The 12,799-nt window shown below is 39.8% G+C and carries 19 protein-coding genes; 18 read left to right on the forward strand and 1 reads right to left on the reverse strand.

Annotated elements, in window-relative coordinates; genetic code table 11:
• Window positions 1-15 precede the first annotated feature (15 nt).
• Window positions 16-228, reverse strand: coding sequence for a cold-shock protein (locus CPRO_RS03745; RefSeq protein WP_066047990.1), 213 nt, complete (start codon window positions 226-228; stop codon window positions 16-18).
• A gap of 212 nt (window positions 229-440) precedes the next feature.
• Between CPRO_RS03745 and CPRO_RS15195 the strand changes: the two genes are divergently transcribed.
• From CPRO_RS15195 to CPRO_RS03830, 18 genes are all read left to right on the forward strand, one after another.
• The gene (locus tag CPRO_RS15195; RefSeq protein ID WP_143148964.1) at window positions 441-638 is read left to right on the forward strand and encodes a hypothetical protein; all 198 of its coding nucleotides are present in this window, start codon (window positions 441-443) and stop codon (window positions 636-638) included.
• Window positions 631-1,092: a hypothetical protein gene (locus CPRO_RS03750; RefSeq protein WP_066047993.1), complete on the forward strand. Its 462-nt coding sequence runs from the start codon at window positions 631-633 to the stop codon at window positions 1,090-1,092. The genes CPRO_RS15195 and CPRO_RS03750 overlap by 8 nt, the downstream gene beginning before the upstream one ends.
• 474 nt (window positions 1,093-1,566) lie before the next feature.
• Complete coding sequence (locus CPRO_RS03755) at window positions 1,567-2,310, forward strand: copper amine oxidase N-terminal domain-containing protein (RefSeq protein ID WP_066047994.1); 744 nt, start codon at window positions 1,567-1,569, stop codon at window positions 2,308-2,310.
• A gap of 56 nt (window positions 2,311-2,366) precedes the next feature.
• Window positions 2,367-2,939 (forward strand): terminase small subunit, encoded by a 573-nt coding sequence (locus CPRO_RS03760; protein ID WP_236782379.1) that lies wholly within the window; start codon window positions 2,367-2,369, stop codon window positions 2,937-2,939.
• Window positions 2,926-4,140: a PBSX family phage terminase large subunit gene (locus tag CPRO_RS03765; RefSeq protein ID WP_066047997.1), complete on the forward strand. Its 1,215-nt coding sequence runs from the start codon at window positions 2,926-2,928 to the stop codon at window positions 4,138-4,140. The genes CPRO_RS03760 and CPRO_RS03765 overlap by 14 nt, the downstream gene beginning before the upstream one ends.
• A gap of 12 nt (window positions 4,141-4,152) precedes the next feature.
• A complete protein-coding gene (locus CPRO_RS03770) occupies window positions 4,153-5,520 on the forward strand; it encodes a phage portal protein (RefSeq protein ID WP_082754214.1) in 1,368 nt (455 codons plus the stop codon).
• Window positions 5,520-7,058: a phage minor capsid protein gene (locus tag CPRO_RS03775; protein ID WP_066047998.1), complete on the forward strand. Its 1,539-nt coding sequence runs from the start codon at window positions 5,520-5,522 to the stop codon at window positions 7,056-7,058. Before CPRO_RS03770 ends, CPRO_RS03775 begins: the two co-directional genes overlap by 1 nt.
• Window positions 7,059-7,060: 2 nt before the next feature.
• Window positions 7,061-7,339 (forward strand): hypothetical protein, encoded by a 279-nt coding sequence (locus CPRO_RS03780; RefSeq protein ID WP_066048000.1) that lies wholly within the window; start codon window positions 7,061-7,063, stop codon window positions 7,337-7,339.
• A 236-nt stretch (window positions 7,340-7,575) separates the two neighbouring features.
• Entirely contained in the window at window positions 7,576-8,091 is a 516-nt protein-coding gene (locus tag CPRO_RS03785; protein ID WP_066048002.1) for a phage scaffolding protein, read from the forward strand.
• An 8-nt stretch (window positions 8,092-8,099) separates the two neighbouring features.
• Complete coding sequence (locus tag CPRO_RS03790) at window positions 8,100-9,284, forward strand: phage major capsid protein (protein WP_066048006.1); 1,185 nt, start codon at window positions 8,100-8,102, stop codon at window positions 9,282-9,284.
• Between the two features lie 13 nt (window positions 9,285-9,297).
• Window positions 9,298-9,642 carry a head-tail connector protein gene (locus tag CPRO_RS03795; RefSeq protein WP_066048008.1) on the forward strand — a complete coding sequence of 115 codons (345 nt, stop codon included), beginning with the start codon at window positions 9,298-9,300 and terminating at the stop codon, window positions 9,640-9,642.
• 4 nt (window positions 9,643-9,646) lie between these two features.
• Entirely contained in the window at window positions 9,647-9,970 is a 324-nt protein-coding gene (locus tag CPRO_RS03800) for a DUF6751 family protein (protein WP_066048010.1), read from the forward strand.
• A gap of 2 nt (window positions 9,971-9,972) precedes the next feature.
• Window positions 9,973-10,401 carry a minor capsid protein gene (locus CPRO_RS03805; protein WP_066048011.1) on the forward strand — a complete coding sequence of 143 codons (429 nt, stop codon included), beginning with the start codon at window positions 9,973-9,975 and terminating at the stop codon, window positions 10,399-10,401.
• Window positions 10,401-10,808 (forward strand): hypothetical protein, encoded by a 408-nt coding sequence (locus CPRO_RS03810; protein WP_066048013.1) that lies wholly within the window; start codon window positions 10,401-10,403, stop codon window positions 10,806-10,808. The genes CPRO_RS03805 and CPRO_RS03810 overlap by 1 nt, the downstream gene beginning before the upstream one ends.
• A 7-nt stretch (window positions 10,809-10,815) precedes the next feature.
• A complete protein-coding gene (locus CPRO_RS03815; protein WP_066048015.1) occupies window positions 10,816-11,298 on the forward strand; it encodes a phage tail tube protein in 483 nt (160 codons plus the stop codon).
• A 75-nt stretch (window positions 11,299-11,373) separates the two neighbouring features.
• The gene (locus tag CPRO_RS03820; protein ID WP_066048018.1) at window positions 11,374-11,781 is read left to right on the forward strand and encodes a DUF6673 family protein; all 408 of its coding nucleotides are present in this window, start codon (window positions 11,374-11,376) and stop codon (window positions 11,779-11,781) included.
• Entirely contained in the window at window positions 11,781-12,347 is a 567-nt protein-coding gene (locus CPRO_RS03825) for a Gp15 family bacteriophage protein (protein ID WP_066048020.1), read from the forward strand. Before CPRO_RS03820 ends, CPRO_RS03825 begins: the two co-directional genes overlap by 1 nt.
• Window positions 12,348-12,404: 57 nt before the next feature.
• Window positions 12,405-12,797: a hypothetical protein gene (locus CPRO_RS03830; RefSeq protein WP_066048022.1), complete on the forward strand. Its 393-nt coding sequence runs from the start codon at window positions 12,405-12,407 to the stop codon at window positions 12,795-12,797.
• Window positions 12,798-12,799: the final 2 nt, after the last annotated feature.

Consider the following 12,799-nt stretch of genomic DNA (forward strand, 5'->3'; position numbering starts at 1 on the left):
GGCCATGTAGAAGGCTTAGTTAGCACAAACATTGACAGCACGTGTTTTACGGCTATCTCTGGGATCTGCTTCTGTATCGAAAGTTACTGCCTGGCCTTCATTTAAAGATTTGAAACCATTTGTCTGGATGGAAGAGAAATGTACAAATACATCTTCTCCGCCGTTAGCGGGTGTGATAAAACCAAAACCCTTATCTGCATTAAACCATTTTACTGTACCGTTATTCATAATCAGTACCTCCTAAAAAATATTATCTCGGGCATATAAATAAAAAAAGTTCTCAAGCATTAGTCAGATAATAATTATCGACTAGGACTTAAGAACGAATAATCATATATACGAAATTAAACTTAGTATACACCAATAAAAAAGGATTGTCAAGAAATATTTTACAGAAATGAAATGGATTTATTGATTAATGTGTTTTGAGAGGTGATTAAGTGAGTTGGAAGAATAAAAAAATAATACTAAAGACGATGGTGTGGTGCGGAATTTATAGCGCATTAGGAGGCTTATGGCAGGCATTAGAATACATGATTTATGGACAAGCAATCTCAAGCTATGAAGATACGGTTGTAGGAATAATTGTTACTTTTGCAATTTATAAGCTTTTTATGAATGGGATTTCATTTGAATAGTGAGGTGATGTTGTTGGGGAAAGAATTATTAACGCAGTATGCTGATCTTCAAGCGGAAATTGAGGATTTGCAACGGAGAATCAGAAAAACCGAATGCCAGATTGAACGAATACAGGCTGGTGGTACCGTGTTGGATTCTGTAAAAGGGACAAGGAAAGATGGCACCATTGGAAATATCCGTATCGAAGGATTCCCTGTGGTTAGCCAGGACGAAAAATTAGAACGGCTATATCGTTACAAAACCCAGCTGCGTAATTCTGAAAAGCGAGCTGCAGAGTTAGTAAGTGAAATCGAGAAATACATAAATTCTATTGAGGATTGTCGCATGAGAAGGATTATCAGATACAGGTTTATAGATAAGCTTTCATGGAATGCTGTAGCAGATAAGATGGGTGGGAACAACACAGAGGATGGAATGAGGATGGCTGTTTCTAGATTTTTTGAAAAAAAGTAAAAGTTGTTCGGTATGTTCGTTTTCAATATAGTACAATGGTACTAGTAAGAAGTGTATGATTTGATAAACCCTCCTCGGGAAAGGGCATCGAAAGGTGTCTTTTTCTGTGGAGATAACTTTATCTGAAAGATATACTTCTGGAAAATTTTGTGTTATACTAAAAATAAAGGCGGTGTTTAATATGGGTGACAAAAGTCCGAAAAATAAAGAGGCAAAGAAGAAAAAGGAAACTGTAGACAACACTGGCAGCACTGTAAAACAAGGTGGAAAGAAAAAGAAAAAAACGTATGAATAACAGATAAACCGACATCTAACCGTGTCGGTTTTTTCATGATATTATAATAACGTGAAAATTTAACAACTCCCCTTATGGGCATTGGCGGAAGCTGGTGCCCTAAACTTTTCGACAAATGGTAGGAATTTACTGTTTTGCGTCGAAAACTATAGAGTAAAGAAAAAACAGGAGGGGTTATGATGAAATATCAAAGATTGAAAAACATGATTTTGGGAGCTATGGTTGCAACATTAATAGTTGGAACTGCACCCACTGCTTTCGCAAAGGAGAGCAAAATGAACATTCCAGTCAGTTTCAATAACATTAAAGTTGTTATTGATGGTAAGGAGCTAAAAACTGACAAAGAGCCTTTCACATATGAGGGGACAACTTATTTGCCTGTTAGAGCGGTAGCTGAGGCTGTTGGCAAGGATGTAAAATGGGATAGTAAAACGCAGACGGTAATTTTAGGTGAGGCAAGCCAAATTGCAAATAAATCAGAGACGAAAACAGTAAGTAGAACTATTGGTAACCTATCTTTTGCAGTTCCAGAAACATGGAAAGAAGAGAAAGCTGATGAGTCATTTACCTATTATCTTAATGATGGAGTTATCTTAATGGAAAGTTGGCGTGATTCAGAGTATGACGAACTTGAGAATGGAGAAATTGATGGTTTTTTAACTGGATTTCTAAAATCTGATAAAGCTATTGATAGTAATAGTAATAAGTATAATAAAAAGAATTTTACAATTGGTGATATTAAGGGCAAAAAAGTTGATATAAATGTTGAAAAACAATACAACGGAGTTAATGTGAAAGTAAAATCTGGTTATTTTATTGAGTCTGGAGCAAACATTGTTTTTGTAATGTATTGCAGTACAAAAGATAGTAGTGAATCAGATAAACAATTAGAAAATATGATAGCATCGTTCAAGCAAAAATAGTTGAACAGAAAGCACTTATTATCTGATAGGTGCTTTTTTAATGCGAAGAAAGTGAGGTGGTATTATTGACCGAAAAACAGAAACGATTTGCAGATGAATATTTGATCGACCTTAATGCCACCAGAGCGTACAAAGTGGCTTATCCCAATGTGAAAAAGGATGATGTAGCAGCTCAGGCAGGTAGTAGATTGTTGAGAAATGTCAAGGTATCGGCGTATATCGAAAAACGCATAAAGGAACGGGAAAAACGTACTGAAATTACGCAGGATATGGTCCTTCGTGAGTTAGCTTCTATTGGATTTGCTAACGGTTCCGACTTTGCTAAGGTTATTGAAAAGATAGCAAAAGATGAATTTGGTAACACCATCATTGATCCAGAAACGGGCAACCCTTTGAAATACAAAACGGTGGATTTAACCCTTACTGATGAGCTGCCAGAGGAAAAGAAGAGGGCACTTGCCGGTATAAAACACGGTAAGTATGGAGTGGTTGTGGAGACTTGTGACAAAGTAAAAGCTCTTGAGCTCCTTGGAAAGCATTTAGGAATGTTTGAAAAGAGTGATAATTACCAAGAAGCTCTTGAAAAGTTAGATGTTATTCTGGAGGGAATTAATCATGCAGCTAAGTGATAAACAAAAGGAATTTTGGAACAATGCTGAATCCCGCTGGAATGTAAAATCAGGGGCTACACGAAGCGGCAAGACGTACATGGATTATTATGTGATACCGAAACGCATTCGGGCTGTGGTAGGCAAGGACGGGCTTGTGGTTATCCTGGGCAACACAAAGGGTACGTTACAGCGCAATATCATTGAACCCCTTCAGAACATTTGGGGAATGCAGCTTGTCTCTGATATTCGTTCTGACAATACGGCGATGCTATTTGGGGAAAAGTGTTACTGTCTAGGCGCTGATAAAATAAATCAAGTAAACCGCATACGAGGATCCAGCATAAAGTATTGCTACGGTGACGAGGTAGTGACCTGGCATCCGGATGTTTTCAATATGCTTAAGTCTCGTTTGGATAAAAGTTATAGCAAGTTTGATGGTACGTGCAACCCTGAGGGACCCAATCATTGGTTTCACAAGTTCCTGCAAAGTGATGCGGATTTATATTTGCAACAGTACACGATTGATGATAACCCTTTCAATTCAAAAGAGTTTGTGGAAAACCTGAAAAAGGAGTACAAGGGTACCATTTTTTACGACAGATACATACTTGGGCTATGGGTTGCGGCAGAGGGTGCAATTTATCGCTTATTTGCCGATGATACGGAAAGGTTCATCCTAAAAGAAAAGCCTAAGGTAGCATTTGCAACAATCGGCGTTGACTTTGGTGGGAATGGATCTGCCCATGCTTTTAGTTGCACCGGCTTTACACAGTCCATGAAAGAAGTTGTGACATTAGAAGAATACTACAGAAAAGAAATTATCAGTCCTACTCAGCTTGAGCAGGACTTTGTTGATTTTGTGGAAATGTGCAAATCAAAGTACAAGGTTGCAGAAGCTTACTGCGACAGTGCCGAAACAACGCTGATCCAAGGGCTTAGAAATGCTTGTGCCAAGAAAGGAATAGCAATCTCAATAAAGTCGGCAATGAAAAAAGAAGTAAATGACAGAGTTAGATTTTATTGCAGGCTGATGTCCTCGGATCGTTACAAAATATCTAAAAACTGCATCTACACCATAGAGGCTTTTCGGACTGCTTTGTGGGATAGTAAATATATAACAAAGGACAAAAGGCTGGACGATGGCACAACAAATATTGACAGCCTTGACGCCCAGGAGTACAGCACAGAGCCATATATGAAAGCAATTATGAGTATATAAGGGGGTGATAGGGTGCAAGCAATTTTACAGTATTTAAGTAGAGAAGGATATGACTCTGTTGACAACAGCTATTATGCAAAGATTGCTTTATGGCTTAGCTGGTACAAAGGCAAGGTTGTACAGTTTCACAACTACAGGCAGTACAACGGCATGAAGAAAATAAACAGAACCAGAAAAACCTTGGGTATGGCCAAAAAGGTATGCGAGGACTGGGCGAACCTTGAGCTAAACGAAAAAGTCAGTATTGTAATCGATAATCAGAGTATCAACAATGCCGTTCACGATGTACTGGAAGCCAATAACTTTCGTATAAAAGGAAATCAGCTACTTGAAATAGCCTATGCCCTAGGTACAGGGGCATTTGTGGAATACCTGGATGGTGAAAAGATTTGCATTGACTATATTCGTGCAAGCATGATTTATCCTCTACAATGGGACAACGGCGAGATATTAAGCTGTGCTTTCGCTAGTGAGCGAGTCAATGGCAAAAAGAAACTGGTATACCTGAACATTCATGAAAGGCAGGAAAATGGATTCTATATTATCAAGAATCGTATGTTTGAGAGGAACGGAAACAATCTAACCGCCGTGGAGCTCCCCGAAGGGTTAGTGGAGGAATACAACACGGGGAGTAGCGTCCCTTGGTTTCAGGTGATTACTCCAAACATTGTGAACAATGTGGATTTAGATTGTCCTATGGGTGTTTCTGTTTACGCCAATGCAATAGATCAGCTTGAAGGCGTGGATTTGGTGTATGACAGTTACTTAAATGAATTCCGCTTAGGGAAAAAGCGTATTATCGTGCCCAATACCATGGCTAGAATGATGATTGAGGACAGCGGCACTGTGGGCCCTCTCTTCGATGATAATGACACAGAGTTTTATTCACTGGGTATCGAGGGAGAAGAGAATCAAAAGATACAGGAAATCAACATGGAAATCAGAGCTGATGCGCACGAAAAGGCAATCAGCAGAGCATTGAGCTTATTATCGGATAAGTGCGGACTAGGTGAAGACCGATATAAATTTGAGAATAGCGGTTTGAAAACAGCAACGGAAGTGGTTAGCGAAAAATCTGAGTTATATCAAAATCTCAGGAAGCATGAACTTATTCTTGAAGGGGCTTTGATTCATTTAGTTAAGGCCATTGCAACCATGCTTGGGTATCGGAATGAAATACAAGTAACGATTAACTTTGACGATAGCATTATTGAGGATACGGCTGCGGAGAAACAGCAGTTTCTACAGGAAATAAGGGATGGGATTCGGCAAAGGTGGGAATATCGAGTACGGTTCTTTGGTGAAACGGAGGAAGAGGCAAAGGTAAATGTTACAGATTCACAGAGCAACAATATGCTGATGGGGTTTGGTGATGAATAATGCTGAAACCAAAGTATATTGAACAGCTTCCCGAAAATCTAATTGAGCTGTACAGTCAGTTGGAGCAAGATATTCTTGCCGATATGGCAAGGCGCTTAAGTACTTATGATTATTACATACCTGCGGCACAATGGCAGCGAGATAAGCTAATTGAATTGGGTAATTTTGAGGACTGGATCATAAAAGCCTTAGCCAGCAGAACGGGCATGACTCAGGAAGAAATAAAAGCCCTAATGGAAGAAGCGGGCATGAAAGCCCTAAAGTTTGATGATAGAATTTATAAAGCTGCAGGGCTTAACGTTCCTCCCATTTCTGCCTCCCCTGCTTTGCTGGATGTGATTAACACTGGGATAAGAAAAACAAACGGACTGTTTGAGAATTTGACCAATACAACTGCCGGTACTGCAACAAAGCAATTAGAAAATGCCTTGGATCGGGCGTATATGCAGATTATAAGCGGTGCATTCGACAAGGAAACCAGTGTTAGAAATGCTATAAAGGACTTGGCTCGTTATGGTGTTGGATCCATTACATATCCCACAGGTAAGATAGACAGCTTGGAAACAGCAGTAAGACGAGCTGTTGTTACCGGAGTGAATCAGACGGCGTTAAAACTGCAAGAGGCAAGAGCGGAGCAAATGGGCAGTGACCTTGTGGAGACCACCGCCCACGCCGGTGCCAGACCTTCTCATGCGGAATGGCAGGGAAAAGTATTCAGCTTAAGCGGCAAGAGTAAAAAGTATCCTGATTTTAAAAGCTCCACGGGTTATGGAACAGGCGCAGGTCTTGGAGGATGGAACTGCCGACATAGCTTCTATCCGTACTTAGAGGGTTCTCCAAGAGCATACACGAATGATGAATTAAAGGGCTACAATTCAAAGAACGTGGAGTATAATAGGAAGAAAATGACGGAGTATGAAGCTTCACTGCAACAACGAAGCATTGAACGAAATATACGGCGTTGGAAGCGTGAGAAAAAAGCCATGGAAGCCGCTGGGCTACCCACAGAGGAGGCAAGTGCAAAAATATCTAAGTGGCAGGCGGCTCAAAGAGATTTCATTGACCAGACGGGACTAAAACGACAGTATAACAGGGAACAAATTTACACGAATGGTGTTGTAAAGTCAGGAAAAGATAGTATAATAAGATTAAATAAAGATGCTGAAGAATATCTTAAAACCCTTGATTTTTCGCAAATGGATAGGTACAAGGGAAAGCTTAGCAATAGAGCGGTTCGAAAGTGGTATAAACACCATGATGAAAGCATTTTGAGTTCTATTGACCAGCAGTTGCCTTTGGAAGAACGTGCACGTAAAGCTTGTAGTTTAAGAATTCAATATCGTGAGCAGGCCAGACAATTAATGCGTGATGAGGTTGCAAGGAAAGAGCTTCAGGAGAAATTTCCAAGCAGAACATTTGAACAATTGGTTGCGCATAAGAAAAAGAAGTATGGGTTATCTGATGAAGAAGCTTATCAGGACATTTTGAGAAGCAGTCAAACCACAAATAAGGACTTTGATGAAAAGGCGGGTGTTTGATTATGAAAACCTATAGAGATATTCAAGGTGAACTGTTTATACTAGGACCTTGTAACTTCAACAGAGAAGATGAACGGGTTCTATTTCATAATATTTTAAAAAGCTTAGGAGATCATCAAGGAATCACTCTGGAAAAAGTAAGGTCGTTGCCTTATTGTGATATTGTAGATGGACATTGCGAAAAAGGAGATTTCTTTGTTTCTTTAGATCTGAACGATGGCTGTGAAATTAAAAGTAAAAATAGTTATGTGCTTGATTTTTTGGAAAAGCTGTTACATTAAACCACTTAAACAAACGTTTGAGTGGTTTTTTCATATAATAAATTAGGGGGTGATACCAAAATGAAAAAGTTACCAATGGGCTTGTAGCGTGGAGGTGATCCCTTTTATCTCGTCTTTGAGTACAGACGTTAAACAGGCTCTTTTTTGATGCAGAGACTTCGCTTGCCTGAGCGATATACAGGCGAGGCACGAGAAACGCAACCTCGTAGAAAAGCGTAGCCTAGGAAGGAGAAAATATGAAACGTGATTTTTTAGAGGGCATGGGGCTTTCAAAGGAAAATGTGGATAGTATCATGGCCGAAAATGGGAAAGACATCAAAGCAGTACAAGACGAGCTCACTACTGCAAACACAACAATTACAACCCTGAAAAACACTGTGGCCAAGTTTGATGGGGTTGATATTGAAAAGCTTAAGGGTGATGCTGCCACTTGGGAAAAGAAATACAACGATGATATTCATGCATTAAAACTCAATTCTGCACTGGAAACTGCTTTGGTTGGTGCAAAGGTAAGGGATGCAAAAGCTGTAAAGCCATTCTTAAACATGGAGCTGATTAAACTGGATGGTGACAAGCTTTTGGGATTCGAGGAGCAGTTAAAGAGCGTAAAAGAAACAAAAGGTTTTCTGTTTGAGGAGGATATAAAGCCTGCCTTTAAAACAGGTATCAAACAGTCAGGCACAGACGGTGGAAATGATAAAAAAGAAGAAGCGAACGCAGCATTAAGAGCTGCATTTGGAAAAGGAGAGTGAAATAATTTATGCCAATTTCAAGAGAACAGGCCGAGGCTTTAATTCAGGAGCAATTGATTAACACCATTCAGCAGGACACACCAAAGTCCTCTGTATTTATGGGGATGGCCAGAAAGCTTCCCAACATGACCAGCAAACAAACCAGAATGCCGGTACTGGATATGCTGCCTATGGCATACTGGGTTAACGGTGATATGGGCTTTAAGCAGACCAGTGAACAAGCATGGGACAATGTGTATCTCACTGCGGCAGAGCTTGCGGTAATTGTACCCATTCCTGAGGCGGTATTGGATGATGCATCCTTTGATATTCTTGGGGAGGTACAGCCAAGGGTTGTTGAAGCAATTGGCCAGAGAGTAGACAGTGCAGTTATTTTCGGTATCAATCGCCCTAGTGATTGGGACTTAGATATTATCTCGAGAGCAAGACAAGCAGGAAACAATGTTTCTGTTGCTTCTAATCCTGACTATTATGATTTAATCATGGGCGAAAACGGGGTAATCTCCAAGGTAGAAGAGGACGGCTATATGGCAACAGGCGTTATTTCCGGAATGGGAATGAGAGCCAAATTGAGGGGCCTGAAAACGGAATACGGCCAACCAATTTTCAAGACGGATATGCAGGGATCCACACAGTATGCCCTGGACGGTGCGCCTATGTATTTCCCTGACAATGGTTCCTTTGACAACAGTGTGTGCCAAATGATTGTTGGTGATTTTAAGCGTGCTGTTTATGCAATCAGACAGGACATTACGGTGAAAATTCTGGATCAGGGTGTGATTCAAAATCCTACCACAAAGGAAATTGTGTACAACCTTGCACAGCAGGATATGATTGCCCTCAGAGTTGTATTTAGAATGGGTTGGGCTTTACCAAACCCTGCAACAAGGATTGACGAGGATAGAGTGGGTTGTCCTTTTGCTTACTTAGAACCAGCAACAGCGGTTACAACACGGGCGGTTACTTTTACTGTGACAGACAATGCAGAAATGCCAAAAGCAATCGGTGGGGTCGTTGTTGAAATGAACGGTGCAAGACTTAAGACCAATGCAAGTGGTATTGCAGTATTTAATCTGAGAGCTGGTACATATACCGCCAAGATTAAGAAAAAAGGTTTCTCCACTGTAACAGAAACGGTTGTTGTTTCCGGTGCAGCAGTTTCCAAAGAGATTACGCTTATTGCAAATGACTAAGGGGGTGTAAGCAATGGCTTACGCCTCTTATGAGTATTATACCCAAGAGTTTTTCGGTAGGTTAATTCCTTCGATTGAAGAGTTTGACCGCTTGGCAGAAAGAGCAAGTGAATATCTTGATTCAATTACAATGCGGAACGCTAAGTCTTTTCGTGACAGTGGGAATGAATTAAAAAGGGCCTGTTGCGCTATTGCTGAGATTATCGTATCAGAGGAAAGCTGCCAGGGTAAAAATAGTGAAAGTGTTGGAGCATGGTCCGTAAGCTACACCTCGAAAAAAGACCTAAATATCCAAAAGTATAATATTGCAAAGCAGTATTTGCTCCACACAGGACTGCTGTATCAAGGAATGAGGTGATTTTATGTTTCCACATACTATCACAGTTTATAGAAATGAAAATGGCATATGGAAAAGATATTATGTCTATGGCGTACTCTGGCAGGATTCAGAGGCGTTTAATACTATAAAAAGCGGCCTTAAGGATGCAAATTCTTTAAGGCTGTTTATTCCTCATTCCTGCAATTTTGAACCTTTAAAAAAGGATATGGTACTGAAAGGCATTGTTGATTATCAAGTGCAATCAAAGCCGTCAGAGCTGTATCCTCTGGGGGATGTGCGAACAATCACAACAGTTGATAGATTTGACTTTGGTGGACTGAAACACTATGAGGTAGGGGGGAGATAGTCATGGGGAAGTACATTGAAACGCCCAGAGGCAGAATCATTCAAACTTCCAGAGGTAAGGCTCAGCTCATATGGAATCCAGAGTTTCAGCCTAAATGGAACGGTAGATATAACGCCGCCCAAATATATGTTGACGACGAAGTTTTAAGGCTGTCTGATCCATATGTTCCATTTCAAAGCGGCATGCTGAAATTGAGCGGCCAGCTTGGAACAGTAATTGGCAGCGGGCTTGTGGTCTATAATGCCCCCTATGCAAAGTATCAGTATTATGGATATGTAATGGCTGGCAGAGCTCCAAAGCAGCTCACAGACATTCCGATTACATATAAAGGGGCACCGAAACGAGGAAAGCTTTGGTTTGAACGGATGAAGGCTGACCATAAAGAAAGTATCATCATTGGCGCAAGAAGAAGGGCAGGAGGTAATTCTTAATGAGCATCTTAAAATCAGTACAGGAATATTTGGAACAATTTGAAGGGATGGAGTTGCAGCCTATCATGACCGACGGGACGGATACTGAGGTAAAAAGCTATGCCTTGGCACCATCGGGAAACAGCAAAACTATTACCGATATTTTGGGTAAGCGCACCTACATAAACAATTACGTGTTTTATGCAAAGGAATACGTTGGAAGTGAAGCGGATCGGCAGGATAATTATGAATTCCTTGATGACTTTTTTGAGTGGATAGAAGATAACAATGAAAATGAGGTATTCCCTGTTATTAAAGGTTATCAAGTAGAAGAAATGAGCGCCACAAATGTACTTCTTTTCGATGTTGGGGAAGATGGCAAGGGGACGTATCAAATTCAAATACAATTAAAATTACAGAAAGGGTGATTCATATATGGGAAAAATTAAAAGGAGTAAATTTGCTACGTTTTTAAAAACGGGCAGTGGCTCAGGGGGCTCATGGTCTTTGGTTGGGGAAGGTGTTACCGGTATGACGGTAAGCTATAACCCCCAGACCAGTGATGAAACATATATCCATCAGGATAGCGGTACCACAGACGTGGAAAGCTACAAACCAACATCCAGCGTTCCTATGACTGCGGTTCAAGGTGATCCTGTATTCGACTTTGTAGATGGCTTAAGGAAGAAAAGAGCTGTATTGGATGAAGCAAGAAGCGAGGTGTGCCTTGTTTATTTGTACGAAACCGCAACGGGTGGGGCTTATCCAGCTGAAAAGAATACCTGCTCCATTCAGATTGACGATTTTGGCGGAGAGGGTGGCGGTTCGAACGTCATTAATTTTACCATTAATTTTGTGGGTGATCCCGTACCTGGTACGTTTAATCCAAGTACAAAAGCATTTACTGAGGATGCGTGAGGCTGTGTTTGTTTTCAGGGCATCAATTGTGTAAAGGTGCCCTGATTTCTTTATATGCAAATAAGGGGGTAAGGTATGGAAAGTATTAAGTATAACGATGGTAAAATTCGTCTAATGATAAATGATGATCCTGATCGAGTAATTACATTTGCTCCAGATGATGTTGGCTTTGTTAGCCGGTATTATGAGCTTGTGGATTTCATTGAAGGAAAGCAAATGGAGTATGTTCAAAAAGCGGAAGAAATAGATAAAAGCAGTGATATGAAAGATAAGGATGGTTTAAAGCTTTACAAAACAATGTGCGAGGATATAAAGAATCAAATTGATTATGTATTTGGTAATGGAACAAGCCAAGCAGTTTTTGAGGACTCTTTACGTTTGGATATGTTTGAGCAGTTTTTGGTTGGGATAGTTCCGTATGTGAAAAAGGCACGTGAAAATAAAGTTAGGCCGTATTTGCAAAACACGAACGGGGTGCTTTAATGAGTAACTATCTAACTTCTGGATACCCTACGAAGGTTAAAGTAGGTGAAGAGTTGTTTGAAATTACAACAAATTATAGAGATTGTATTAAAGTTTTATTAGCTTTAGATGATGATGATTTAACTAATTTTGAGAAACAATCTATTTTGTTGCAAATTATGTATCGGCAAGTCCCGGCTAACATTGAGATGGCTATTCAGAAAGTTCTTTTGTTCCTTAACTGCGGAGTGGAAGAAATGCAAGGCTCAGGTATGAAAGTATATTCTTTTTGTCAGGACGATAAATATATTTTTTCTGCAGTGGATCAAGTTTTACAAGGAAGACTATCGCTGGGAGAGGCCGTTCATTGGTGGGAATTTGTTTCTGCATTTATGGAGATGCCTGATGACTGTGTCATGAGTAAAATTATTTATTATCGAATGCGATATGCCGCAGGAAAATTAACAAAAGAGGAAAATGAGATTTGGAGAAAAAATAGAAAGCTGTTTTTGTTAGACATTAAAGAAAGTAATGAAGATGTTAATTCCAGAAATGAGTTTATGAATCGCCTTTACGGAAGATATTGAAAAATATTGGAAATTGCAGTATGATATTATTAGAGTTTTCCGAAAGGGGCAATTATTATGGGCCTATTTGGTTCACCGGATTTATATCCTTATGATCAGATCGAAAAAAAATGTGTTGCTTGTGGCAAGATGGGTACTGGAAAGTTTTGCTCTGAGTGTGGAGTACCATATAAACGTCATGCTAAGTATTTTAGTACTGCAGCGACAATAGTAATAACAATGTCTATTGTAATTTTTAGCTTATGCTTTATTGCAGGAGGTACAAATTTAGCAAGTTTATTCCTTTCTGCTATGATTGCCGCTAGTGTTTGTTTTTTTGGTAATTTAATAAATATGATACTGTGCTTTTTTAAGAAAAGAAGAAATAGGCTTTACTTAATACATGCGTTATTATCTCTAGCAATTTTGTTTATTGCATTTTTATTATACGGATTAATATGTATAAATTAATT

Origin of the sequence: Anaerotignum propionicum DSM 1682, from assembly GCF_001561955.1 — a bacterium.
GTDB lineage: Bacteria > Bacillota > Clostridia > Lachnospirales > Anaerotignaceae > Chakrabartyella > Chakrabartyella propionicum.